Consider the following 25,974-nt stretch of genomic DNA (forward strand, 5'->3'; position numbering starts at 1 on the left):
GCACCAGCGGTGTTCCGGCGCCGCGCAATCGATCAGAAGTCGCGGCGATAGAACAGGTCCAACGAGCTGGCCAATCCGCTGGCGGCTTCGAGGAAGATTCGCCGCGTCAGCTGATAGCGCAGCGCAATGGTATTCGACGGCTCGAACACGCCGACGCCATAGCGCAATGCCAGCCGTTCCGTCAGCCGCCCGGTAGCGACCACGCTGGTGCCAACGCCGGTGCCTTCGGTGTCCAGCTGGAAGTCTTGTATGCCCAGGCGCTGCGCCAGACCACCGGTGATGGACGAGCTACCCGCCAGGCCAAGGCCCAGCGCCGCCTGTGCCAGCAGGTTGCTGTCCTCGGTATCGGCACCCAGCGGCCGCCCCAGTACCAGATACGCCAGTGCCTGCTCCTGACTCATGGCAGGCTCGGAAAACACGTCGATGCGTGGCTGCTCGGCGCTGCCGGTGATGCGCAGGCCGGCGATTACATTCTCCGCATCGATACGGCGAATCGCCTCGATGTTGAGGAACGGCTGGCTGATCACGCCAGTGAACAGCAACTCGGCGCGGCGGATGGTCAGTCGCTGGCCGTAGGCTCGGTATCGGCCGTTCTTCAGCTGCAGCTCGCCACGTGCATCCAGGTTGTCGCCAATGTGCAGATAGCCGGCGAGATCGGCGGTCAGGCCGAAGCCGGAGAAGCGCAGGCGGTCCTGGCCCACCTCGACATCAATGTCCATCTTCACTGCCAGCGGGGTCGCCGGCTCCTCGGCTTCGCGACCGATGATCACCGTGTCCTCGGAGACCTTGACTGTCGCCGGCGGTAGCTCGCGAACCGTGATCGCTCCTCGCGGTACTTCGACCCGACCGCTGACCGCCAGGTCTTGCCCGCTAAGCACGATGCGCAGGTCGGGCTCGACTTCCAGGTCGGCGTAAGGCTCGACCACCACCGGCAGGCGACTGCCCTTGATCGCCAGATCCAGATCCAGTTCGTTCCGCCAGTCCAGCGAGCCGGCCAGACTGCCGCGTCCCTGCTCGCCGGCACGCCAGTTGCCGTCGATGTCCAGCCGCTCACCCTCGATCAGCATGCGCACCCGCAGGTCTTCGAACGTCGTCGGCAACTCGCTGCCGGCGATCTCACCGTCACTCAACAGCAGTTGGCCGTTGAGTGACGGCTGCTGCAGGGTGCCGGCCAACTGGCCACTGCCGTTCAGTTCGCCGCGCAAACGCTCGACCATCGGCACGAACGGGCGCGCCACCGACAGATCGAGACCACTCAGGCGAAACTCGCCATCGATCGGCTTGGCCGCAGGCCGCGGATCGATCTGCAGCTGCACGTCAAGCTCGCCCAGCTCACCGCCCTGGAAACGCAGCTGGCTGTCGATCCGCTCCGGCAGCAGTCGGCTGTTCAGCGCCAAGGTCTGATAGGGAAAGTCGTGCCACTCGTCCGCATCACGAATGCGCAGCACGCCGGGGCCGGCGTCGACCCGAACCCGGCCATTGGGCCCGCCAGCGGGAAGATCCAGTTCGATATCGGCATTCAATTCGCCCTGCCAGCGGAAATCTTCTGGCAGATACTCGGCCAGGGTCTGCAGCGAGAAATCGCGCAGGCGATAGCGAATCTGCGGTTCCGGCAGCAGACGCTGGTTCTCCGCGCAGAGGCTGGCGGGCCCGGAACGCCAGCAATGCGCACCGAACTCCAGTCGGCCATCGGCGAAACGCTGCAGTGTCGCGGGCCGTTGCAGGACCCAGTCCTGCTGCTGCGCGCTGAGTTCGCCGCGCGTCAGCCGGCCAAACCAGTCCTCACCGCGCAACCCGCCATCGAAGGCCAGCGCCAGGTCGAGCAACGGACCTTGCAGCTGCAGCTCGGCCTGATGCCGTTCCGCAGTGCCTTCGGCATCGATCCGCAGTGCGCCGAGGTCCGTCTCGCCTGCGCGGATTCGCTCGGCGTTCAGCGCCAGCCGACCACGTTCCCCATCGGATAGCTGACCCTGCACGCTGAGGCGACGCAGCCGATTGTCCTGATAAGCGAGGTTGCGACCGTTCAGCTCGATCTGCGCGTTCGGCGCCGCTGCGGTTCCCGCCAGCGTGACCTCACCGTTCACTCGCCCCCTGAGACCGGGCCACAGCTGCGCCAGGCGGCCCAGTTCCAGTTGCAGTCGACCATCCAGCGTCTGTGCCCAGGTGCCGTTGCCCTGTACGCGGTTATCGCCCATACGCAGGTTGATGACCGGCAGATCCCAGCGCTCGCCCTCGCCGTTGGCTTGCAGCTGCAGACGAGTGTTCTGACCGCGCAGGCGCCCGGCGAGGTCGAGGCTCGCCTCGGCCTCCAGCTGCTCGTCACGCAAGGCGCCCTGGCTTTTCAGCGAACCGCCGAGATTGCCCGGCAGTTCGGCCAGCCAGTACGCCGGATCGAGTTCGCTCAGCGTCAGGTCGGTTTTCCAGTCAATGCCCGAGGCGAAGCCGACGCTCAACGAACCCGTCGCACTGCCCTGCCCGGCTTGCAGCTGCAGTTGCGGCAGATGCACCGCTTCGAGATTGCCGCTGACCGGGCTGTTCAGTGTGAAATCCCCGGCCGGGCCGGTCATGGCCGATTCGAAATTGCCGAGATAGCTGCCGTCGTCGTACTGAATCTGCGCCTGGAGCTCGCGCAGCGTCACCGGCGGCTCTTCGATCGCCGGGTAGAGCCGTCGCCAGGGAAAATCGCGCCAGAGCAGATCGGCATTCGCTGTCAGGCCGTCCTGCCAGTCGACATCGCCACTCAGCCGCACATCGCGCTGCTGCCCCGCATCCAGCTCGAGCATCTCGATCTGCGCTCCGCTCGGACTGACGACGCCCTCCAGCGCCAGCCGCACTGCGCCGCCCTCGCCCGGCAGTTCGGTGGTACCGAGCAGCCGGTAGCCGTCCTGCAGGTTGCCACTCGCTGCCAGCTCCAGATCGTTCAGGCGCAGGGTGTCCGGCAGATCGGGCACTGGCTTGAACCCGTCGGCGTTCAGCCGGAGCGTCGCCGGCAATTGCTCATCGAGGGCTCGCAGCTGCCCGCTGAGGGTGCCGTCGAGATAGCCCTGGCTTTGCACCTGCACCTGCAGCTGCTCGCGCAGGGCGCCATCCACGGCGATCATCAGCGCCCACGGTTGTTCGTCCGGCGACTGCAACGCTGCCTGCCCGTCCAGCGTCAACAGCCAATCACCGCTGGGATGCAGCCGGCCAGTCACTGACAGGTCCACATCCGCCCTGCGCAGGTCGAGGCGCTGGATATCCAGGCCATCCGCACGCCAATTTGCCTGCAGATGCAGGTTTCGCACCTGCTCGCTTTCATTAAGCGTCACCCGGCCGATTTCGATGCGTTCGACTTGCAGCGCCAGCGGTAGATCGAGCTCAGGCAAGCTGAAGGGGTCCGCCGCCGGGTCAGGCTCGCTGGGCGGGAAGCTGAGGTCGATGTCGCCAGTGACCAACTCGTCGATGCACAGCGTGCGCTTTAGCAGGCACGCCGGTGACCAGGCAAGACGGGGCTGTTGCACTTCGACACGACTGCCGTCCTGCTCCCAGATCAGCCGCTCGGCCTGCCAGCGCTGGCCGAGTCGGCCCTCGAACGCTTCGACCGTCAGCCCCGGCACCTGCCCCAGCAGCCAGCGGCTGCCGCTGGCGGTGCCGAGCAGCACGGCGGTGACGATGAGCACGAGCAATATCAGCCCAAGCAGCGTCCAGCCAAGCCCACGCAGTACCCGCATCACAGCTCCGGCCCCATGGAGAAATGCAGGCGGACGCCACCGTCGCCGTCCAGCGGATGAGCGAGATCGACGCGAATCGGCCCAACCGGCGATACCCAGCGCACACCGACGCCAACGGCACTTTTCAGCGTGGGAATTTCCAGTGAGTTGAAGGCGTTGCCCTGATCGACGAAGGTCGCGACACGCCATTTCTCGGCAATCGAATACTGATACTCGGCGCTGACCGCGAACTGATAGCGGCCGCCGATCTTGTCGCCATCGGAGTTGGTCGGTGACAGGCTCTGGTAATCGTAGCCACGCACGCTCTGATCACCACCGGCGAAATAGCGCAGTGACGGCGGCACGTTGACGTATTCATCGGTCCAGTTGCCGCCAAGCTGCACGCGACCGAGAAAGCGATGCCGCTGGGCCAGGGTGGTCAGCCCCCGCAGCTGCACGTTGGCGTGGACCAGGTCGGCATCGGAAAGCACCCCGGCCTTCGCCGCGGCCACTTCGAACTGCAGGCGATAGCCGCGGCTCGGATCGATACGGTTGTCGCTACGCAGGTAGCTGTAGGCGACGCCGGGCATGAGCAAGGTGCTGGTTCCGGAATCGTCCCCGAGGCGATATTCCTCGTGCTGCCACTTCAGCGACAGCACGCGCAACCAGCCGCTGGGCAGCTGGCTGTGCCATTCCGGCCCGACCTTGAGCAGGCGGCTGAGGCTGTCGGTGCCGGCGATCTCTTCATACTGGTAGCCGCCGACGAAGCGCAGCTTGTCGGTCAGTGGCGGGTCCAGCGGGATGTCGTACCAGAACCCGACGTTCTGCCGCGGCGCCGACAGTTCCGCCTCGGCCCCGTAGCTATGGCCTTGCAGGTTGACCCAGTGGCGTGTCCAGTCCAGTCGGACCCGCGGGCCGACGTCGGTGGAATAACCAAGGCCGAAGCCAAAGGTGCGCGGCTTGCGCGTGGTGAGCGCGACCGAAACCGGGATGCGCTGCTGGTTGGCGCCGCTCGGGTTGGCATCGACGCGCACGCCCTCGAAATAGCCGCTCGACTGCAGCGCCTGGCTGAGTTCGGCGATCAGTTCGGAGTCGTACGGTGTATCCGTCTCGAACGGCACCATGCGCGCGAGCAGGTCGTCATCGAATGGCGAATCCCCCTCGAAGCGCACGTCGCCCAGGCGGTAGCGCGGCCCGCTGTCGAACACCAGCTCGACGTCGGCGACGTTCTCCCGCGGATCGACGGCCAGCCGCTGCTGGGTGAAGCGGCCATCGAAATAGCCGAAGCGCGAGGCCTGGTTGAGAAACTGCTGCTTCACCTCTTCGTACCGTCCGTGGTTCAGCACATCGCCCTGACGCAGGGTGCGTTCGGCGACGCGAAAGCCGGAGAACTCAGCGGCAGGCCCGTCCAGCCGGACGGTGATGTTGCGCAGCTTCACCGGCTCACCGGTTCGCACACGCAACACCAGCGCGGGTTCCTCGCCCTCACGCACATCGGTGCGGATGCGGCTGCGGTAGTAACCCAGCGCTTGCAACGCCTTTTCCGCCTGACTCTGCGCGACCCGGCTGTAGCGCAGCAGCTCGCGCGCGTCACGGTCGCCCAAGTCGCCAATGTAGTTCTCGATATTTTCCCGGAGCGCCCGGTTCTCGGGCTCGATGCGAACGTCGAGTTCAGCGGCGCTGGCATGGATGCCGCTCAACATCACGAGTGCGGCTACCAGCGGGCCGATTCGGTTCGATTTGCACATGGCCAGCGATGCTAGCACGTGTTTCCGAGCAAGCCCGAACGTGCGGGCTAGACAGTGTGTAAGGCGATCTTGCGGCGGGGCGGGCATCGGCTGACATCGCGTGGCTTCAGACCAGTCAGACTGGCCCGCCCGGATAAAATTCGGCCACACCTAACGCGCCGCTTCCATCCGCCTGGGCGCCGGATGAAAGAAGATGTGTTCGACCACCGGGCCGACGGCGATCTGGCCGATCTCCTCGTAGCCCTGCCGCTGGTAGAAGTTCAGGTAGCGTGGGTTGCCGGTATCGATCACCAGCCCCTGGGAGGTTTCATCCTCGGCGCACCACTCGTGCACCGCCTGCAGCAGCTGCTCACCATATTGCTGCCCCTGAAACTGCGGATGCACACCGAGCAACGGCAGCAGATGCACGGCACCGGTCGGCAGACACGCCAGTACCGCCGCGTGGTAGTCCAGATAGCGCCTGGTGCAGCGGAACCCGGCGGTCAGCAGCATGCGCGCGCGCCAGGCCCAGCTTTCGGTGACATCCAGCCGCCGTTGCGGCGGCGCGATCAGCGCGACGGCTATCAGGCGGTCGTCCAGCAACAGCCCGAGTGCTGGTTGCTGCTGCAGGAAATGCTGGTTTACCAGCTCCCGCACGGTCGCGCGCACGCGCTGCTGATAGCCGGGCCGGTCCGCCTCGAACAGGTAGGCAAAGGTCGGTTCGTGACGGTACGCGTGATACAGCAGCGAACGGGTTTCGCGGTCATAACCACCATCGAGCGTGCGAACCTCGGCAGACATCGGCATGGCAACTCTCGGCTTTTTCCAGAGGGATGCTTGCAACTTAGCAGCGCTTCGCCCGCCCCGCCACGCCGCCGGAGCACCTGCCGTTCACGCTGCTCCAAAGACAATGCCGTTGCTGTCTGTTTCAGCGCGAAACTTGGTATGCACGGCGCCGCGGCTCTAGAATCGGCATTCTTTGCCCACGACAGATCGGCATCGGCAGCGCCGCGCCGGGTGTCCTTCCCCCTTGAGCCTCAGCCAGCCTTCACGGAATCCCATGAAAATCGTTTCCTTCAATATCAATGGATTACGCGCAAGACCTCACCAGCTTTCTGCGATCATTGAAAAGCATCAGCCGGACGTCATCGGCCTTCAGGAAACCAAGGTTTCTGACGAACAGTTTCCCCAGGCGGAGATCGAGGCGCTCGGCTACCACGTCCACTATCACGGGCAGAAAGGCCACTACGGCGTCGCCCTGCTCTCGCGCCAGGCACCACTGGAGATCCACAAGGGCTTTCCCAGCGATGGCGAGGAGTCGCAGAAGCGCTTCATCTGGGGCCGCTTCGCCGATGCCGGTGGCCAGCAGGTAACCGTGATGAACGGCTACTTCCCCCAGGGCGAAAGCCGCGCCCATCCGGTGAAGTTTCCCGCCAAGACCAAGTTCTACGCTGACCTGCAGGCGTTGCTCGAACAGCAGTTCCGCCCCGAGGAATCGCTCGCGCTGATGGGCGACTTCAATATCTCCCCGCAGGACTGCGACATCGGCATCGGCGAAGTGAACGCCAAGCGCTGGCTGCGCACCGGCAAATGCAGCTTCCTCCCCGAGGAGCGCGAGTGGCTCGAGCGCCTGAAGGGCTGGGGACTGCAGGACAGCTTCCGCACCCTCAACCCGGAAGTGGTCGATCGCTTCAGCTGGTTCGACTATCGCAGCCGCGGTTTCGAGGACGACCCGCGCCGCGGCCTGCGCATCGACTACATCCTGACCACCGCAGCGCTGCACCAACGCGTGATCGAGTGCGGCGTCGACTACGACATCCGCGCGATGGAGAAACCTTCCGACCACTGCCCGGTGTGGATCGAGCTGCGCTGACGACCGCTGCGCAATTCCGGCAGCGCCGCCCGCGCTGTCATTTATTGGTAACCGAACCGTCTTAATCTCGCGACCTTCTACAAGGAGGTCGCGAGATGACGCCACGTGTGTTTGGACGGTTCTGGAATCGGGCACTGCCCCTGCTGCTGGTCACGCTGGGCAGCGCCTCCAGCGAAAGTTTCGCCGCCCCACCCACCCCGCCAGACGGATCGGCCGTACTGCGCATTCACGGCTCCAACACCGTGGGTGCCAAGCTGGCACCGATGCTGGTGGCGGGCCTGTTCGAGGCCAAGAGCCTGCAGTCGGTCCGCATCGCCCCGGCCGGCAAGGAAAACGAGCAGCGCATCACTGCCCTCGACGAGCGCGGTCGGACTGTGCAGGCACTGGTCGCCGCGCATGGCACCGGTACCGGATTCGCTGGGCTAAAAGACGGTACTGCCGATCTCGCCGCTGCTTCGCGTTCGATCAAACAGAGCGAAGCGCAGAGCCTCTCCGCCCTGGGCGACATGCGCAGCGCCGAGAGCGAACAGGTCATCGCTATCGATGGCCTGGCGGTGATCGTCCACCCCGATAACCCGGTGCAAGCCCTCAGCGTGGAGCAGGTAGCCCGCCTGTTCGCCGGCAAGATCACCAGCTGGCGTGAGCTGGGCGGTGCGGATGTTGCCGTCGAGCTGCACGCGCGTGATGACCAGTCCGGCACCTACGACACCTTCAAGGAGCTGGTGCTGAACAGTCAGGGGCAGGCATTGGCCACCAGCGCCGTGCGCTATGAATCCAACGACGCCCTGTCCCAGGCGGTCAGCCGCCGTAGCGGCGCCATCGGCTTCGTCGGTCTCGCCTCCGTCGGCAAGTCGAAAGCGCTGGCAATCACCGACGGCGATTCCCAGCCCATGCCGCCGAGCCAGGCGCTGGTCGCCACCGAGGACTACCCGTTGTCACGCCGGCTGTTCCTCTATGCCGATCCCCAGAAGCAGTCCGCATGGACCCGCGAGTTCCTGAGCTTTGTGCACAGCCCGGAAGGACAGGCCATCGTCGAGAAATCCGGTTACGTGGCCCAGGCCATCGCGCCGATCCGGCTGCCGCTACAAACGACGATGCCCGAGGCCTATCAGCAGCTGGCCAAGGAGGCACAGCGACTGACCGTCAACTTCCGCTTCGCCGAAGGCAGCGCGCAACTGGACAACAAGGCCCAACGCGACGTGCAGCGTTTGATCGACTATCTCAACAGCCACGACAAGCAGATGAACGCTGCGGTGCTGGTCGGCTTCGGCGACGCCCGCAACGATCCCGCGCGGACTGCATTGCTGTCCAAACTGCGCGCCATGGCGGTGCGTCGCGAACTGGCGCGTGGTGGCATACTTGTAAAGGAAATCAATGGCTTGGGCGATCAACTTCCAGTGGCATCTAACAGCGAAGCTGGCCGTATCAAGAATCGCCGCGTCGAAGTCTGGGTGTACTGAAACGAGTGCAAGATCGTATCGGCCGCCAGCCGCGGGCGTACTGTCCCGGTGCAGGCGTCGGGTTTAAGCTCGGGCGATTTCCGCCAGCAGGAATCGTCCATGTACCTCGTCTGTGGTGAAGCGCTTTTCGATGTGTTCGCGGCCTCGACCGACAGCCGCAGTCGTCTGCATCTGGAAGCCGTTGCAGGTGGCTCGCCGTTCAACGTTGCCGTCGGGCTGGCCCGGTTGGGCACGCAAGTCGCGCTGCTCGGTGGGCTCTCGCGCGATCATTTCGGTCAGCGCCTGCTAGAGCTGCTGCAGGAAGAAGGCGTTGCCACCGAACATCTCGCCATCTTCGATGCGCCGACCACCCTGGCGATGGTCGCCATCGGCGCCGATGGCAGTCCGGTCTACAGCTTTCGCGGCGAAGGCTGTGCCGATCGCCTGTTGCATACCGAACAGCTGCAGCCGCTGCCTGCTGGGATTCGCGGCATCCATTTCGGCTCCTATTCGCTGGTGACGCCGCCGATTGCCGATACGCTGCTGGCCTTGCTGCATCGCGAGCATGCCCAGCGCCTGATTTCACTCGATCCGAACATTCGCCTCAACGTCGAACCCAGCCTCGAACGTTGGCGCGAGCGGGTCGAGGCGTTCGCCGAACGCGCACACCTGATCAAGGTCAGCGACGAGGATCTGGCCCTGCTCTATCCAGGCGTTGCGCCAGCGAGCATCGCCCAGCGCTGGCTGGACCATCACGCAGAGCTGGTGGTGCTCACCCGCGGTGCCGACGGCGCACAGCTCTTCAGCCGCAAGCACGGGCAGCTGGATGTGGCCGCGCATGCGGTGACGGTGCGTGACACCGTGGGAGCCGGCGACACCTTCCAGGCCGCGTTGCTCGCCTACCTGGCCGAACAGCAGCTTGACTCGCCGCACGGGCTCGCACAAATGGGATCTGCGCAACTGCAGGCCATGCTCGCCTTCGCCAGCAGCGCCGCCGCCATCACCTGTTCCCGGCGTGGTCCGGACCTGCCCTACCGATACGAAATTGTCTGACCGGTTTGGCCGTTGCGCCCTCAGCAGCTATAACCCTTCGTGGCCTTTCACGACAACGGACCCTGCATGAGAGCGTTGAAGATTACCGACCCGTCCTACGAGCTGATGGACGACCACCACGGCAACTCGCTGATTTATCGCGAGCACGGGTTCCCCTGCCCGCTGGTGCGCTGGCACAACCACAAGGAATACGAGCTGCATCTGATCGTCGCCAGCTCCGGCAAGGTGTTCGTCGGCGACTACGTAGGCAATTTCGGCCCGGACAGCCTGTTCCTCACCGGCCCGCACCTGCCGCACAACTGGATCAGCCAGGTCGAGGACGGCGAGGTCGTGGCCAAACGCGACATGCTGGTCAACTTCACGGACGAGATGCTCGAAGCGGGCCACGCTGTCTTCTCCGAGCTGCGGACCTTCACGCCGATGCTCGAGCGCTCGCGCTACGGAATCGAGTTTCGCTGTCCGCAGACCATCGCCCAGGCACGCCAACTGATGCAGCAGATCGCCGACAGCCGCGGCGCCACCCGCCTCGGCTATTTCCTGATCATGCTCGAGCTGCTTGCCAGATGCGACGACTACCAGCTGCTCTCCGGCGCCACTTCGGCACAGTTGAGCGACGAGCAGCAAGCCGACCGGACCAACATGGCGGTCAACTACATCTTCGAACACTACATGCGCGAGCTGCCCCTGGAGGAAGTCGCCAGCCATCTCGGCATGAAACCCACCTACTTCTCGCGCTTCTTCAAGCGCGCCACCGGGCGTTGCTACGTCGAGTTCGTCAACAGCCTGCGCATCAGCAAATCCTGCGAACTGCTGCTCGATCAAGACAAGCCGGTCACGGATGTCTGCTTCGAATCGGGTTTCAACAACCTGTCCAATTTCAATCGCCGCTTCCAGCAGCTCAAGGGCATGACCCCATCGTGCTATCGACGCCTCGTCGAACAACGCCTGACCGAGCAGAACCTGGCCAGCTGATACGCTTCCGGCCGGCCGGCTCCAGCGCCCTGTTCCTCGCCCGCTGCTCTACTCGCGTCTTTATGATCGTGGCAAAGACTCGTTCTTGAGCCCCTGCGACAGGTCTGGACGGTGCCGCTGCGGGCAGCCCACTGCGGTCAAGCGAGTGCAAAAAAGTATCGAAGCGAGTGCAGTCACGGCTTTGTCGTGCGGCCACTGCCGGCGTTGTAATGCCTGCCAGACGCTCGTAGCGCAGTACGCGGGTAACAACAAAAACAATAAGTGCTTCCAGGCCCTGATCTGGAAGAGGAGTCCACGAATGAAAGCATTCAACTTGCTGCTCGGTACCGCCTGCATGGCCTCGATTGCGCTGGCCCAGGCCGCCGAAACCCTCACCGTTGCCACCGTCAATAACGCGGATATGATCCGCATGCAGCGCCTCTCCAAGACCTTCGAACAGCAGAATCCCGACATCAAGCTCAACTGGGTGGTGCTCGAAGAGAACGTGCTGCGCCAACGCCTGACCACCGATATCGCCACCCAGGGCGGCCAGTTCGACGTACTGACCATCGGCATGTACGAAGCCTCGCTCTGGGGCGATAAGGGTTGGCTGGCGCCGATGAAGGACCTTCCCGAAGACTACGATCTGGATGATGTCTTCCCTTCGGTACGTGAGGGCCTTTCGGTCGACGGGACGCTCTACGCCCTGCCGTTCTATGCCGAAAGCTCGATGACCTACTACCGTACCGACCTGTTCGAACAGGCCGGTCTGGACATGCCCGAGCACCCGACCTGGACTCAGATCGCCGAGTTTGCCGAAAAGCTGCACAAGCCTGGCGAGGACCAGTACGGCATCTGCCTGCGCGGCAAGGCCGGCTGGGGCGAGAACATGGCGCTGGTCACGACGGTCGCCAATTCCTTCGGTGCGCGCTGGTTCGATGAGAAGTGGCAGCCGGAGTTCGACGGCCCTGAATGGACCAAGGCCGCCAACTTTTATGTGGATCTGCTGAGTAAATACGGCCCACCGGGCGCCTCAAGCAACGGCTTCAACGAAAACCTGGCCCTGTTCAACAGCGGCAAGTGCGCCATGTGGGTCGATGCAACGGTCGCCGGTTCCTTCGTGACTGACGAATCTCAAAGCAAGGTCGCCGACAAGGTGGGCTTCACCTTTGCCCCGCAGGAAGACACCGACAAGGGTTCCGCCTGGCTGTACTCCTGGGCGCTGGCAATCCCGACCAGCTCGCAACAAAAGGACACCGCCAAGCAGTTCACCGCCTGGGCAACCTCCAAGGACTACGCCAAGCTCGTTGCCGAAACCGATGGCGTCACCAACGTGCCGCCGGGTACGCGCGAATCGACCTACAACGACGAGTACATGGCCGCAGCGCCGTTCGCCAAGATCACCCTGGAGTCGCTGAAACAGGCTGATCCCGCCTCGCCGTCGGCCAAGCCGGTTCCCTATGTCGGCATCCAGCTGGTGACCATTCCGGAGTTCCAGGCAATCGGTACCCAGGTCGGCAAGATGTTCTCCGCGGCGCTAACAGGGCAGATGCCGGTCGAGCAGATGCTGACTGCAGTGCAGCAATCCACCACGCGGGAAATGAAGCGCGCCGGCTATCCCAAGTGAGCATCCCAAGTAGGTAACCCCTTCAACCGAAGGTGAACACCGGACAGGGCTCGCCCGAGCCCTTAAGGCCTTCTTACAGCCGGAGCACCCCCATGGCCACCTCATCCGCAGCCTTGCCCAAGGCACCTGTCACCGAAACGGCAAGCGAGCCGAGCGCGCGCAAACCACGCCGCTTCGGCCCCAGCTGGTTCCTCGTCAGCCCGTCCGTTGCACTGTTGCTGCTGTGGATGCTGGTTCCGCTGTCGATGACCGTCTACTTTTCGGTGATCCGCTACAACCTGCTCTATCCCGGCGACAATGAGTTCGTCGGGCTGGAGAACTTTCACTACTTCCTGACCGACGCCGGCTTCATGCCTGGCATGACCAACACGCTGATCCTGGTGGGCAGCGTGTTGCTGATCAGCGTTGTACTTGGCGTACTGATTTCCGCGCTGCTTGAGGCGGCGGACTTCACCGGGCGCGGGATCGTCCGCGTCATGCTGATCTCGCCGTTCTTCATCATGCCGACGGTCAGTGCGCTGGTCTGGAAGAATCTGATCTATCACCCCGTCTCCGGCATTCTCGCCGCGGTCTGGAAATTCTTCGGTGCCCAGCCGATCGACTGGCTTGCCCAGCACCCGCTCGCCTCGATCGTGATCATCGTGTCCTGGCAATGGTTGCCCTTTGCGATCCTGATCCTGATGACCGCCATGCAGTCCCTCGACCAGGAACAGAAGGAAGCCGCTCGTTTGGACGGCGCAGGCCCCATCGCGATCTTCTGGCATCTGACCTTGCCCCACCTGGCCCGGCCCATCGCCGTGGTGGTGATGATAGAGACCATTTTCCTGCTTTCGGTATTCGCCGAGATCTTCACCACCACCAGCGGTGGTCCCGGCTACGCATCCACCAACCTCGCCTACCTGATCTACAACCAGGCGCTGCTGCAGTTCGATGTCGGCATGGCCTCGGCCGGCGGCCTGATTGCGGTGGTGATCGCCAACATCGCGGCGATCATCCTGGTGCGGATGCTCGGCAAGAATCTCACCGAAAAATATTGAGGACAGACCGATGCTGACGCTCAAACAAAGTCGCCGCCTCAACACCCTGGTGGTCGGGCTGTTCGCCTGGGCCGTGGCGCTGCTGCTGTTCTTCCCCATCTTCTGGATGCTGATGACCAGCCTGAAGACCGAAATCGACGCTTTCGCCACGCCGCCGCAGTTCATCTTCACGCCTACCCTGGAAAATTACCTGCAGATCCAGGACCGCAGCGGCTACTTCAAGTACGCCTGGAACTCGGTGACCATCTCCTTCGGTGCCACAGCCCTGGGCATGCTGATTGCGATTCCTGCGGCCTACTCGATGGCCTTCTACGAGACGAAGCGCACCAAGGGCACGCTGTTGTGGATGCTCTCGACCAAGATGCTGCCGCCGGTGGGCGTACTGGTGCCGATCTACCTGCTGGCCAAGCAGTTCGGCATGCTGGACAGCCGCGCAGTGCTGATCATCATCTACACGCTGATCAACCTGCCGATTCTGGTGTGGATGATCTACACCTACTTCAAGGACATCCCGCGCGACATCCTCGAAGCGGCGCGTATGGACGGCGCCACGCTGATGCAGGAAATGGTTCGCGTGCTGCTGCCAATCAGCAAGGGCGGGCTGGCCTCGACCATGCTGCTGTCGCTGATCCTGTGCTGGAACGAAGCCTTCTGGTCATTGAACCTGACGTCCTCCAATGCAGCCCCGCTGACCGCGCTGATCGCCTCCTACTCCAGTCCCGAAGGCCTGTTCTGGGCCAAGCTCTCGGCCGTCTCCACCCTCGCCTGCGCCCCCATCCTGATCTTCGGCTGGATCAGCCAGAAGCAGCTGGTGCGCGGCCTGTCGTTCGGCGCCGTGAAATGAGCGCCGCCTGACAACCAAGTACAACTGAGGATTCGAACATGGCAGACCTGAAGATCCACAACCTGAAGAAAGGCTTCGACGGCAACGACATCATCAAGGGCATAGACCTCGACATCCGCGACCGCGAATTCGTGGTCTTCGTCGGGCCCTCCGGCTGTGGCAAGTCCACTCTGCTGCGCCTGATCGCCGGGCTCGAGGAGGTCAGCAGCGGGCGGATCGAACTGGACGGGCGCGACATCACCGATGTCAGCCCGGCCAAGCGCGACCTGGCCATGGTGTTCCAGACCTACGCGCTGTATCCGCACATGACGGTGCGCAAGAACATGTCGTTCGCCCTGGATCTCGCCGGGGCGGACAAGCAGGAGGTGGCGCGCAAGATCGAAGCCGCCGCGCGCACCCTGGAGCTGGAACCGCTGCTCGAACGCAAGCCGCGACAACTGTCCGGCGGCCAGCGCCAGCGCGTCGCCATTGGCCGCGCCATCGTGCGCAACCCCAAGGTCTTCCTGTTCGATGAGCCCCTGTCGAACCTCGATGCCGCGCTGCGCGTGCAGATGCGTCTGGAGCTGTCGCGCCTGCACCAGGAACTGCAGGCGACGATGATCTACGTGACCCATGACCAGGTCGAGGCCATAACCCTGGCCGACAAGGTGGTCGTGCTCAACGGCGGGCGAATCGAGCAGGTCGGCTCGCCCATGGAGCTTTATCACCAGCCGGCCAACCTCTTCGTCGCCGGCTTTCTCGGCACACCGAAGATGGGCTTTCTCAAGGGCCGCGCAAGCCGTGTCGAAGCCAGCGGCTGCGAAGTCGAGCTCGACGCCGGTTGCCGTCTGTTCCTGCCGGTGAGCGGCGCCACGCTGAAGACCGGCGATCCGGTCACCCTCGGCATCCGCCCGGAACACCTCAACCGTGGCAGCGAAGGCAACTGCCAGTTGACCGTGAAGGCCGACGTCAGCGAGCGGCTGGGCAGCGACACCTACTGCCACGTGGTCACCGGCAACGACGAGCAGCTGACCATGCGCATCCGCGGCGACTTCACCCCGCGCTATGGCGAGTCGCTGTCGCTGACATTGGAAGCCGACCATTGCCACCTCTTCGACAGCAATGGCGTTGCAGTCGGCCAGTCGCTGCAAAAGGCGGCCTGACCGACCCACAGCCACCCGATCCCTGACTTACCGGCAGATCGCTGCGCCCGCAATGGCAGCGATCCGGCCCCGGCTTTTCCACATTCAAGCCCAGCGAGGCCCGAGATGAAGTTGAACGAAGCGAATCTGCCACAGCTGCCGGGCCCTATCGCGCGCCCCGACTACCACCTGGCAGAGATCACCACCGGCATCGCCCACATCGGCGTGGGCGGTTTTCACCGCGCCCACCAGGCGGCCTACACCGATGCACTGATGAACACCGGCGAGGGGCTGGAGTGGGGCATCTGCGGCATCGGCACACGCGCCGAGGAGCGCGCGATGCGCGATGCACTGGCCGCGCAGGACTACCTCTACACCCTGGTCAAGCTCGACGACCGGCCTGACACCGAGGTCAGGGTGATCGGCAGCATTCGCGACATGCTGCTGGTGGGCGAGGATGGTTCCGAGGCGGTGGTTGCCCGCCTGGCCGATCCGGCGATTCGCATCGTCTCGCTGACCATCACCGAGGGCGGCTATTGCCTGGACGACAGCACCGGCCAATTCAATGCGCAACTGCCGCAAATCCAACATGACCTGCAGCACCCGCGCAGCCCGGTTAGCGTGTTTGGCCTGCTCTGCGCGGCCCTGGCCAAGCGCCGCGGCGGCGGCGTCGGGCCCTTCACGGTGATGTCCTGCGACAACCTCCCCCACAACGGCGACGTAACCCGCAAGGCTACGCTGGCCTTCGCCAGCCTGGTCGACCCCGACCTAGCCGGCTGGATCGAGCGCAACGTCAGCTTCCCCAACGCCATGGTCGACCGCATCACGCCCATGACCAGCGCGGCCCATCGCCAGGACCTGGAGCGTCAGCACGGCCTCGATGACGCCTGGCCGGTGGTCTGCGAACCCTTCGTGCAATGGGTACTGGAAGACCGCTTCGTCGCCGGCCGTCCGGCCTGGGAAAAGGTCGGCGTGCAGTTCACCAACGACGTTTCGCCCTACGAGGAGATGAAGATCAAGCTGCTCAACGGCAGCCACCTCGCGCTGACCTACCTCGGCTTCCTGCGCGGTTATCGCTTCGTCCACGAAACCATGGCCGATCCGCTGTTCGTCGAGTACATCCGACGCTACATGGACGAGGACGTCACCCCACAACTGGCTCCCGTGCCCGGCATCGATCTCGCTCGCTACAAGCAGACGCTGATCGAGCGCTTCTCCAACCGTGCCATCGCCGATCAGCTGGAACGGGTGTGCTCCGATGGCTCGTCGAAGTTTCCCAAGTTCAGCGTGCCGACCATCGACCGCCTGATCGCCGATAACGCTGGCCTGGACCGGGCCGCCTTGGTGGTCGCCGCCTGGGCGCTGTATCTGCGGGGCGTCGATGAAAACGGCGAGCAGTACCGCATCCCCGATCCGCGCGCGGATTTCTGCCAGTCCCTTGTTGCGGAGGACGACGGTCTCGCCGAACGACTGCTCGGGCGCGAGGAGATCTTCGGCACGCAGATTCCGAGTTCGCTCGCCTTCCGCGAAGCCTTCGAGCGCAACCTGCTGCGGCTGCGCACGCTGGGGGTCAGCGGCACCCTCGACCAGCTGTTGACGCAGTGACGGAGTGCGGCATGTTTCTCGGGATCGATTGCGGCACCCAGGGCACCAAGGCGCTGTTGCTCGACGCCAGCAACGGGCGCGTGCTCGGCCAAGGCTCGGCCGGTCACGATCTCATCAGCGGGCCCAATGGCCGGCGCGAGCAGGACACCGAGCAGTGGACCGCCGCCTTCGCCAGCGCCACCGCCGCGGCACTGGCCGAAGCCGGGGTCGACGGCGATGCCGTGCTGGGCATTGGTGTGTCTGGACAGCAGCATGGCTTGGTTACGCTCGATGCCGCGGGCCGCGTGTTGCGCCCGGCCAAGCTCTGGTGCGACACGGAGTCGACTACGGAGAATCAGCGCCTGCTCGACTGGCTGGGCGGTGAACAGGGTTCGCTGCAGCGCCTCGGTATCGTCATCGCACCGGGCTACACGGTGTCCAAGCTGCTGTGGATGAAGGAGCAGCATCCCGCGCTGTTCGCACGGATCGCCCATATCCTGCTGCCCCACGACTACCTCAATTACTGGCTGACCGGGCGTTGCGTAAGCGAATACGGCGACGCCTCCGGCACCGGCTATCTCGATGTGCGCAACCGGCAGTGGGCGTTCGACATCCTGCGGTATGTCGATCCCAGCGGCCGTCTGGAGGCGGCGCTGCCCGAGCTGATTGAACCCCATCAGCCGGTCGGCCGGCTACGCCCCGAACTTGCCGTCCGGCTGGGCCTGAACTCCCAGGCCATCGTGGCGAGCGGCGGTGGCGACAACATGATGGGCGCCATCGGCACCGACAACATCCGCCCCGGCGCGATCACCATGAGCCTGGGAACCTCCGGCACACTCTACGCGTTCTCCGGGGAACCTCGGATCAGTCCGCAGCCATCAGTTGCGACGTTCTGCTCGTCCAGCGGGGGCTGGCTGCCGCTGATATGCACCATGAACCTGACCAACGCCAACGCGGCGATACGCGAACTGCTGGAGCTGGACCTTGATGCGTTCAACGCGCTGGTGGCGCAGGCGCCGATCGGCTGCGAAGGCGTCACGATGCTGCCGTTTCTCAACGGCGAGCGCGTCCCCGCCCTGCCCCAGGCCAGCGCCAGCCTGCACGGCCTGACCGCCGACAACCTGAGCCGCGCCAACCTCTGCCGCGCCGTGCTCGAAGGCGTGACCTTCGGCCTGCGCTATGGGCTGGATCTGCTACGCGAAAGCGGCATTCGCGGCGAGCGGATTCAGCTCATCGGCGGCGGCGCGAAGAACCCGCTGTGGCGGCAGATCGTAGCCGACATGATGGCGACGCCGGTGGTCTGCGCCCGCCACAGCGAAGCCGCGGCGCTGGGTGGCGCGATCCAGGCGGCGTGGTGCCATGCCAGGCAGCGCGACCCCGCGGCGAGCCTCGCTGAGCTGTGCCAGCGCTGTGTCAGCCTCGACGAGACCACGGCGGTCGCGCCTGACACCGCCGCGGTTCTGGCCTACGGGCAGGCCTATCGGCGTTATCGGCAACTGGTAGCCAGCATCTACGGTCAGCAGACAGCACCGGACCTGACGCCGGTCACCTCTTGATGCGCAGCGCTCGGTCGGCAGGCAAATAGCTCATAAAAAAAGGCAAAGCCACGGCGTGTGGCTTTGCCTTTGGTCCTGCGCCTGGGACGACGCCTCAGCGGCTGCGCAGCGCCTCGCGCGGCACGTACTTGCCCAGCTCGTGACGGGCGATGGCCACCCGATGCACCTCGTCCGGGCCATCGGCCAGGCGCAGCGTGCGCTGCATCGCCCACCAGTGCGCCAGCGGGAAGTCCTCGGAAACACCAGCGCCGCCGTGAATCTGGATGGCGCGATCGATGACCTTCAGCGCCACGTTGGGTGCGACCACCTTGATCTGTGCGATCTCGCTGGCGGCGATCTTGTTGCCTACGGTATCCATCATGTACGCCGCGTTCAGCGTCAGCAGGCGCGCCATGTTGATCTCGATGCGGCACTCGGCGATGTAATCGAAGTTGGCACCCAGCCGGGCCAGCGGCTTGCCGAAGGCGGTGCGGCTGACGGCGCGTTCGCACATCAGCTTCAGTGCACGTTCAGCAACGCCGATAGAGCGCATGCAGTGGTGAATGCGACCTGGGCCAAGACGGCCCTGGGCGATCTCGAAGCCGCGGCCTTCACCGAGAATGACGTTCTCGTAGGGCACTCGCACGTTTTCCAGCAGCACTTCCGCGTGGCCGTGCGGGGCGTCGTCGTAGCCGAACACCGGCAGCGGGCGCAGCACCTTCACGCCGGGGGTATCCATCGGCACCAGGATCATCGAGTGCTGGGCATGGCGCGGCGCGTCAGGGTTGGTCAGGCCCATGAAGATCATGATCTTGCAGCGCGGGTCGCAGGCACCGGAGGTCCACCATTTGCGACCGTTGATGACCCACTCGTCGCCCTCGCGCACCGCGCGGGCTTCCATGTTGGTCGCGTCGGACGAGGCCACGCCCGGCTCGGTCATGCCGAAGGCCGAACGGATTTCGCCGCGCAGCAACGGTTCCAGCCACTCGCGCTTCTGCGCCTCGCTGCCGTAGCGCACCAGCACTTCCATATTCCCGGTGTCCGGTGCTGAGCAGTTGAACGCCTCCGGGCCAAGCCCCGAGCTACCCATGATTTCCGCCAGCGGTGCGTATTCGGTGTTGGTCAGGCCGGCGCCCAGTTCCGATTCCGGCAGAAACAGGTTCCACAACCCTTCTGCCTTGGCCTTGGCCTTGAGCTCCTCGACGATAGCGGTCGGCTGCCAGCGGTCACCTTCGGCGACCTGCTGGTAGAACACCTTTTCGGCGGGATAGACGTGAGCATCCATGAACGCTTGCACGCGCTCTCTCAGCTCTTGAACCTTCGGGGAGTAGGCGAAATTCATGGGCGACAACCTTCTGGCAGGTAATGTTTTGTAGTTTTGAATGCTAGAGGAGGCCTAGTGATTTATCTAAGCTATTTTCCTCGTGTATAAACATTCATCACCGATATATGATCGGCGAATTCCGATACACGCCGGAGAGCACAACAATGAACCTGAACAAGGTCGATCTGAATCTATTCATCGTCTTCGATGCCATCTACACCGAAGCGAATCTGACACGCGCCGGGCAGATCGTCGGCATCACCCAGCCCGCCGTTTCCAACGCCCTTGCCCGCCTGCGCGAGACCTTCAACGACCCGCTGTTCGTGCGCACCGCGCAGGGCATGGTGCCGACGCCAATGGCGCAGAACATCATCGGCGCGGTGCGCAATGCGCTGCAGCTGCTGCGGGTGTCGGTGCAGGAAAGCCGGACCTTCAGCCCGGCGCAGGCGAACAAGACCTTCCGCATCAGCATGACCGACCTCACCGAGGCGGTGATGCTGCCGCCGCTGTTCCAGCGCCTGCGCCGTCTGGCACCGAACGTGAAGATCGAGAGCATGCTGGCCAAGCGTCGCGAGACGACCAAGGAACTGGCTGCCGGCCGCCTGGATTTCGCCATGGATGCACCGCTCAATACCGACCCGCAGGTGCGCCACGTCAAGCTGCTGGAAGATCGCTACATCTGCGCCATGCGCCGCGGCCACCCGCTAGCCAAGGACAAGCTGACCCTGGAGCAGTACCTGTCGCTGTCGCACATCCATATTTCCAGCCGCCGCAGCGGGCTCGGTCTGGTGGATCTGGCGTTGGGCAAGATGGGTCTGCAGCGCAAGATCGCCCTGCGCTCACAGCACTACCTGATGGCGACCCAGGTGATCGACCAGACTGACATGGCGGTGACCGTTCCCGAGCGTTTCGCCCGGCGCCACAACCTGCACCAGGTCGATCTGCCGGTGGACATCATGCCGCTGGAAACCCACATCTACTGGCATGAAAGCACCGATCAGGACCCGGCCAACCGCTGGATGCGCGAGCAGATGATCGAGATCGCGCAGCAGGTCACCGCGCAGCAGGATCTCTGACGCGCTGGCGGGTGAAAGCCCGCCTCAGGCGCTGTCGCGCATCACCACTTCGAAGCCCACATCGATACAACGCTCGGCAGGCTGCTGACCTCGCATCAGACTCAGCAGCATCTGCGCCGCCAGCTCGCCGATTTCGCCACGCCGGGTGCGCACGGTGCTCAGCGCCGGATGCATCCAGGCCGCCGCCGGCAGGTCGTTGAAACCGGCAATCGCCAGCCGCCCCGGCACGTCGAGCCCCAGCTGATGGGCACGAAACAGCGCCCCGAGGGCCAGGTCATCGTTGTTGAAGAACACCGCGTCGATCTGCGAATGCTGCGCCAGCAGCCGATCCAGCAGCTCCGCACCAAGCCCAATGGACGACAGCTGCGGCGTCAGCAGCTCCAGCGTCGGCTCATAGCGACCGGCCTGGCGCATGGCCTGACGGTAGCCTTCGGCGCGTTGCAGGGTCCGAGGGTCGAGCTGCGCCGCGGCGAAGGCGACGTGACGGTAGCCGCGCTCAAGCAGCGTGCGGGTCATGGCCACGCCGGCTTCCAGCTGCGAGAAGCCTACGCAGTAGTCATCCGGCCGCTCGCTCAGCTCCATCAGGGTAACCATCGGTGCGGTGTAGTTGGCCAGCACTGCACGGGCGGCATCGCTGCGCTCGAACCCGGTGATCAGCAAGCCGGCCGGCTGATGCGCCAGATAGGCACGCAGCAGTCGTTCGTCCTCTTCGGGGCGATAGTGGCTGACGCCGATCATCATTTCGTAGCCCGCCGGCATCAGCACGCGCTGGATGGCCTCGACCGTGTCGACGAACACCGCGTTGGACAGCGAAGGAATGATCACCGCGACCAGATTGGAACGCGAACTGGCCAGGCTGCGCGCCGCCGGATGCGGCACGTAGCCGAGCGCCTTGACCGCCTGCTCGACACGCTCGCGCAGCGCGTCGGAAACCAGTTCCGGTTGCGACAGCGCGCGGGATGCCGACATCAGCGAGCAGCCGGCGCTACGTGCGACATCCGAGAGGGTTACCCGCTCGGCAGAGCGGCGTCGGCGTGTGGTCATGCGCGTTCCATTGGTCGAAAGCGGCGGATTCTAGCAGCGGGCATTCTGGGGGCGCCTCCTAAGGTGCGGCCTTTTCCACTTCGGCCTGCACCTGATCGAACAGGTCCTGGCCGACCGCATCGATCACCGTCTGGATCGCCGGCTGCGCCTGTTCGCGCATGCGCTGGATCTCCTCGGGACTGACCTCGTTGATCTGCATGCCGCGCTCCTTCAGCGCCGCCAACGCCTGACTGGCCTCGCGACGGGTGTCCTCGCGCTCGGCATCGCGTGCCTTTTCCGCGGCATCCATGAGGATGCCCTGCTCGGTCGCGGACAGCCCGTCCCACCAGCGCTTGGAAACCGTGACGATCCAGGGGCTGTAGACGTGATTGGTCACGCTCAGGTACTTCTGCACCTCATAGAACTTGGACGAGAGGATGGTGTTGTAGGGGTTTTCCTGGCCGTCGACCGCCTTGGTTTCCAGCGCGGTGAACAGCTCGGAGAACGGCAGCGGCACCGCATTGGCGCCCATGCGCTTGAAGGTGTCGATGAAAACCGGATTTGGCATCACGCGCAGCTTGATGCCCTCGAAGTCCTCGAGCTTCTCGATCGGCCGCGCACTGTTGGTCACGTTACGAAAACCGTTCTCCCAGTACACCAGCCCGACCAGGCCCTTCTCTTCGAGTTTGTCCATCACCTGCCTGCCTACCGGGCCGTCCAGTACCTGATCGGCCTGGCGCGGATCGGTGAACAGGAACGGCGTATCCCACACCGCCATCTCCTTGCTGATGCCGACCAGCGTCGCGGTCGAGCCGACCATCATTTCCTGCGCGCCGCCGATCAGTGCGTTCTGCATCTGGTCGTCCGAGCCGAGGCTGGCCGAACCAAAGGTACGCACTTTCAGCTTGCCGTCCGAAGCCTTGGCCACCTCTTCGGCGAGCAGTTTCACTGCCCTGCCCTGGTTACTGTCTTCGTTGAGGCCGTAGCCGAAGCGGATCATGCGCGGGCGGATGTCGTCGGCGGCGTGGACCTGACCGAGGCCGAGTGTGCTGCCGAGCAATGCGGCAGTCAGGGTGCTGATGATGAGTCGTTTCATGGAGCGGTACCTTTTTTGTTGTTGGGCTGTTGGTGTGTCGTTGGGGTTGCACGACCGGCGTTACCGCAGCCAGGCCAGGGGTACGGTGATGATCGAGGGCACGGCTATGAGCAGCCCGACGATCACCAGGTAGACGAGGAAGAACGGCATCACGCCGCGCACCAGGGTTTCCATGCGCAACCGGCCGATGCCGCCGACCACGTTGAGCACGGTGCCTACCGGCGGGGTGATCAGCCCGATGGAACCGATCAGCACGAACATCACGCCGAAATACACCGGATCGATGCCGGCCTTGATCGCGATCGGCGCCAGCACCGGACCGAGGATCAGAATGGTCGGGGTCAGGTCCAGCACCATGCCGACGGCGATCATCAGCAGCATGATGGCGACCATCAGCAGCTTGGGGTCCTGCGCCAGCGGACCGAGCATCGCCGCGATCTCGTCGGGCAGCTGGGCCAGGGTGATCATGTACGCCGATACCGTCGCCGCGGCGCAGAGAAACATCACCGACGCCGTGGTGCGGCTGGCACGCGTGAGCACCTCGACCAGCCCGGCCCAGGTCAGTTCGCGATACAGCAGGGTCGACACCGCCAGCGCGTAGACGGCGGCGACCACCGCCGCTTCGGTCGGGGTGAACAGGCCGCCACGCAGCCCGCCAACGATGATCACCGGCAGCATCAGCGCGGCGGCGCCGTCGACCAGCACGCGACGGCGTTCGGCCGCTCTGGCCTTTTCCTGTTTCGGTTCATCGATCCGCCGGGCGATCAGCGTCCAGGCGACGATCAGGCCCATGCCCATGATCAGCCCCGGCACCATGCCGGCGAGAAACAGCTGGCTGATCGACGTGCCGGTCACCACGCCGTAGATCACGAACGGCATCGACGGCGGAATGATCGGCGCGATAATCCCGCCCGCCGCCACCAGGCCCGACGACGAACTCAACGGGTAGCCGCGCTCGCGCATCATCGGCAGCAGCAGCGTCGCCAGCGCGGCGGTATCGGCCAACGCCGAGCCGGACATGCTGGCCAGCAGCACCGAAGCGGCAATCGCCACGTAACCCAGGCCGCCACGCTTGTGACCGAAATAGGCCTGCGCCATGGCGATGATGCGCCGCGAGATGCCTCCGGCATTCATCAGTTCGCCAGCAAGGATGAAGAACGGCACCGCCAGCAGCGGGAAGCTGTCAGCGCCGGCCTGAAGATTCTGAGCCAGCAGCTGCACGTCCCAGAAATCCAGGTACCACATCAGCACCGAGCCGGTGAGCAGCAGCGCGAAGGCGATGGGCATGCCAAGGGTCATGAAGCCCAGCAGCGATGAAAGGAAGACGACGACGGTCATACAAGGTCCTCGGTTGGGCAGTGCCCGTATTGTTCTGAATGCGGCGTCGCTTCAGTCCGCGGTGACATTCGCAGCGGCGGTGGCCGATGGCTGATCACGCCGCCAGACATTGACCAGCTGCACCAGCGCCAATACCGCCAGCGCGACCATGCTGGCGGCCACGGGCAACATCGCCAGGCCCAGCGGATACCCGACTACCGGGCTGTTGATGGTCCAGCCGAACTGCATCTGGTTCCAGCCGCCCCAGGCCGCCAGGCAGCTCGCAGCTGCCACCAGCAGCCAGCTGAGGGAGTCGACGACGCGGCGGAACAGCCGCGGGAAGCGGTCGCGCAGCATGGAAAAGCTCATCAGCTCGCCGCGGCGCATGCTCGAAGCGACACCGACGAACACCAGCCAGACGAACGCCAGCCGCGACAGCTCCTCAGCGCCGGTCCAGCCAGTGCCGAAGGCATAGCGCAGCACCACGCTGGAAAACACCACGATGACCATGAAGGCCATCAACGCGGCCATCAGCCAGTCGGTCAGGCGGTCGAAGTGCTGGGCGACCGTGCCGCTGTAGATCGGCTCGTTGGTCAAAGGTGGCGCCGTGGTAGCGCTATCAAACGGACGCGAGGAAAGATCGACCCGGGTTTCAATAAGCTCATCCAGACCGGCGCCCTGCATCCAATCGACGATGTGGCGCAGAACGTCTTCGCGGGGCTGGCTGGCATCCACGGTCAATACGCCGGGTTCGCCCTCGGGTGATTCGAGGGTGGCGAACTGGCTGTCGACCAGGGAAATAGGCATGAAATGTCCCGGCCTGCCGCCGACGCGCTGCACGGCGGTTTCGTAATCGATGGCTAGATGGGCGAAACGCAGCTCCGGAACCGCACTGCGCAGCAACTCCCGGTAGCTGCGCTTGAGCGCCGAGCAAGCCAGCACGAAGCCGCTGCCTGCCGCTAAAGTGCGCTGCATTTCAGCGATCAGCGCGTGCAGCCACTCCACGCGGTCGGCATCGGACAGCGGCGTGCCGGCACGCATGCGCGCCACGTTCTCTGCCGGGTGAAAGTTGTCCGCTTCGATGTGCGGCAGGCCGAGCGCGTCGGCTACGGCGTGGCTGGTCTCGGTCTTGCCGGAACCGCTGACGCCCATGACGACCAGCACCGGAAGCGCGGAAGCCTTTGAGGTATGCACTGAAGGCATGCGAGGAATCCATTATTTTGCTTGTTTGGCTGGATGTTAGCGCTATCACAGGACACGATAAAACTACCGCTCGTCGACCAATAAGTCACAAAACGGCTGCATCGAAGCGCGATCCCGTTCGACATTCGCCGTGGCACGACTACAATCGCGCCCCAGTGCAATCAAGGACACCGAGCATGCCCAAAGCCATGTGCCGCCACATTCTGGTCAAGACCGAGGCCGAAGCCGCGCAGCTGAAAAAGCGCATCGCCAATGGCGAGGCGTTCGACGTGCTGGCGCGCAAGTACTCGACCTGCCCGTCCGGCAAGAAAGGTGGCGATCTCGGCGAAGTGCGCCCCGGGCAGATGGTGCGCAGCATCGATCAGGTGATCTTCAAGAAGCCGCTGCGCGAGGTGCACGGTCCGGTGAAAAGCCAGTTCGGCTACCACCTGGTGCAGGTGTTCTACCGCGACTGA

Annotated in this window: 20 protein-coding genes; 12 read left to right on the plus strand and 8 right to left on the minus strand. The window is 64.4% G+C overall.

Annotated features, from left to right (window positions below; all coding sequences use genetic code 11):
• Nucleotides 1-32: 32 nt before the first annotated feature.
• The 3 genes from LO50_RS06605 to LO50_RS06615 form a co-directional block, all read right to left on the minus strand.
• Complete coding sequence (locus LO50_RS06605; RefSeq protein WP_044314490.1) at nt 33-3,710, minus strand: translocation/assembly module TamB domain-containing protein; 3,678 nt, start codon at nt 3,708-3,710, stop codon at nt 33-35.
• Entirely contained in the window at nt 3,710-5,392 is a 1,683-nt protein-coding gene (locus LO50_RS06610) for an autotransporter assembly complex protein TamA (RefSeq protein ID WP_173425581.1), read from the minus strand. The genes LO50_RS06605 and LO50_RS06610 overlap by 1 nt, the downstream gene beginning before the upstream one ends.
• Nucleotides 5,393-5,587: 195 nt before the next feature.
• Nucleotides 5,588-6,223, minus strand: a complete 636-nt coding sequence (locus LO50_RS06615) for a GNAT family N-acetyltransferase (RefSeq protein WP_014820178.1) — start codon at nt 6,221-6,223, stop codon at nt 5,588-5,590.
• Nucleotides 6,224-6,476: 253 nt separating this feature from the next.
• On the opposite strand from LO50_RS06615, the gene xthA reads away from it, so the two are divergent.
• The 10 genes from xthA to xylB all read left to right on the plus strand — a co-directional run bounded on the left by xthA (nt 6,477) and on the right by xylB (nt 18,501).
• A complete protein-coding gene (gene xthA, locus LO50_RS06620; protein ID WP_044314492.1) occupies nt 6,477-7,289 on the plus strand; it encodes an exodeoxyribonuclease III in 813 nt (270 codons plus the stop codon).
• Between the two features lie 95 nt (nt 7,290-7,384).
• Nucleotides 7,385-8,749 carry a substrate-binding domain-containing protein gene (locus tag LO50_RS06625; RefSeq protein ID WP_044314493.1) on the plus strand — a complete coding sequence of 455 codons (1,365 nt, stop codon included), beginning with the start codon at nt 7,385-7,387 and terminating at the stop codon, nt 8,747-8,749.
• Nucleotides 8,750-8,848: 99 nt separating this feature from the next.
• A complete protein-coding gene (locus LO50_RS06630) occupies nt 8,849-9,781 on the plus strand; it encodes a carbohydrate kinase family protein (RefSeq protein ID WP_044314494.1) in 933 nt (310 codons plus the stop codon).
• A 66-nt stretch (nt 9,782-9,847) separates the two neighbouring features.
• Nucleotides 9,848-10,753, plus strand: a complete 906-nt coding sequence (locus LO50_RS06635) for an AraC family transcriptional regulator (protein WP_031297659.1) — start codon at nt 9,848-9,850, stop codon at nt 10,751-10,753.
• Between the two features lie 298 nt (nt 10,754-11,051).
• Nucleotides 11,052-12,359, plus strand: coding sequence for an ABC transporter substrate-binding protein (locus tag LO50_RS06640; protein WP_044314495.1), 1,308 nt, complete (start codon nt 11,052-11,054; stop codon nt 12,357-12,359).
• 92 nt (nt 12,360-12,451) lie between these two features.
• A complete protein-coding gene (locus LO50_RS06645) occupies nt 12,452-13,396 on the plus strand; it encodes a carbohydrate ABC transporter permease (protein ID WP_044314496.1) in 945 nt (314 codons plus the stop codon).
• Between the two features lie 10 nt (nt 13,397-13,406).
• Nucleotides 13,407-14,240, plus strand: coding sequence for a carbohydrate ABC transporter permease (locus LO50_RS06650; protein WP_044314497.1), 834 nt, complete (start codon nt 13,407-13,409; stop codon nt 14,238-14,240).
• A 38-nt stretch (nt 14,241-14,278) separates the two neighbouring features.
• Complete coding sequence (locus LO50_RS06655) at nt 14,279-15,382, plus strand: ABC transporter ATP-binding protein (protein WP_044314498.1); 1,104 nt, start codon at nt 14,279-14,281, stop codon at nt 15,380-15,382.
• Between the two features lie 105 nt (nt 15,383-15,487).
• Entirely contained in the window at nt 15,488-16,966 is a 1,479-nt protein-coding gene (locus LO50_RS06660; RefSeq protein ID WP_044314499.1) for a mannitol dehydrogenase family protein, read from the plus strand.
• An 11-nt stretch (nt 16,967-16,977) separates the two neighbouring features.
• Complete coding sequence (gene xylB, locus LO50_RS06665; RefSeq protein WP_044314500.1) at nt 16,978-18,501, plus strand: xylulokinase; 1,524 nt, start codon at nt 16,978-16,980, stop codon at nt 18,499-18,501.
• Between the two features lie 94 nt (nt 18,502-18,595).
• Here xylB and LO50_RS06670 read toward each other — a convergent pair whose 3' ends face one another.
• Nucleotides 18,596-19,822 carry an acyl-CoA dehydrogenase gene (locus tag LO50_RS06670; protein WP_003285077.1) on the minus strand — a complete coding sequence of 409 codons (1,227 nt, stop codon included), beginning with the start codon at nt 19,820-19,822 and terminating at the stop codon, nt 18,596-18,598.
• A gap of 146 nt (nt 19,823-19,968) precedes the next feature.
• Between LO50_RS06670 and LO50_RS06675 the strand changes: the two genes are divergently transcribed.
• Nucleotides 19,969-20,880, plus strand: coding sequence for a LysR family transcriptional regulator (locus LO50_RS06675; protein WP_044314501.1), 912 nt, complete (start codon nt 19,969-19,971; stop codon nt 20,878-20,880).
• Between the two features lie 24 nt (nt 20,881-20,904).
• On the opposite strand, the gene gntR is transcribed toward LO50_RS06675, so the two are convergent.
• From gntR to LO50_RS06695, 4 genes are read right to left on the minus strand one after another with little or no spacing between them, the layout of a single operon-like run.
• Nucleotides 20,905-21,924, minus strand: coding sequence for an HTH-type transcriptional regulator GntR (gene gntR, locus LO50_RS06680; RefSeq protein WP_044314502.1), 1,020 nt, complete (start codon nt 21,922-21,924; stop codon nt 20,905-20,907).
• Nucleotides 21,925-21,982: 58 nt separating this feature from the next.
• Complete coding sequence (locus LO50_RS06685) at nt 21,983-22,999, minus strand: TRAP transporter substrate-binding protein (protein WP_044314503.1); 1,017 nt, start codon at nt 22,997-22,999, stop codon at nt 21,983-21,985.
• 60 nt (nt 23,000-23,059) lie between these two features.
• Nucleotides 23,060-24,337: a TRAP transporter large permease gene (locus tag LO50_RS06690; RefSeq protein WP_044314504.1), complete on the minus strand. Its 1,278-nt coding sequence runs from the start codon at nt 24,335-24,337 to the stop codon at nt 23,060-23,062.
• 51 nt (nt 24,338-24,388) lie between these two features.
• Nucleotides 24,389-25,519, minus strand: coding sequence for a gluconokinase, GntK/IdnK-type (locus tag LO50_RS06695; RefSeq protein ID WP_044314505.1), 1,131 nt, complete (start codon nt 25,517-25,519; stop codon nt 24,389-24,391).
• Nucleotides 25,520-25,695: 176 nt separating this feature from the next.
• Between LO50_RS06695 and LO50_RS06700 the strand changes: the two genes are divergently transcribed.
• The gene (locus LO50_RS06700; protein ID WP_003285081.1) at nt 25,696-25,974 is read left to right on the plus strand and encodes a peptidylprolyl isomerase; all 279 of its coding nucleotides are present in this window, start codon (nt 25,696-25,698) and stop codon (nt 25,972-25,974) included.

This window comes from Stutzerimonas stutzeri (assembly GCF_000935215.1).
GTDB lineage: Bacteria > Pseudomonadota > Gammaproteobacteria > Pseudomonadales > Pseudomonadaceae > Stutzerimonas.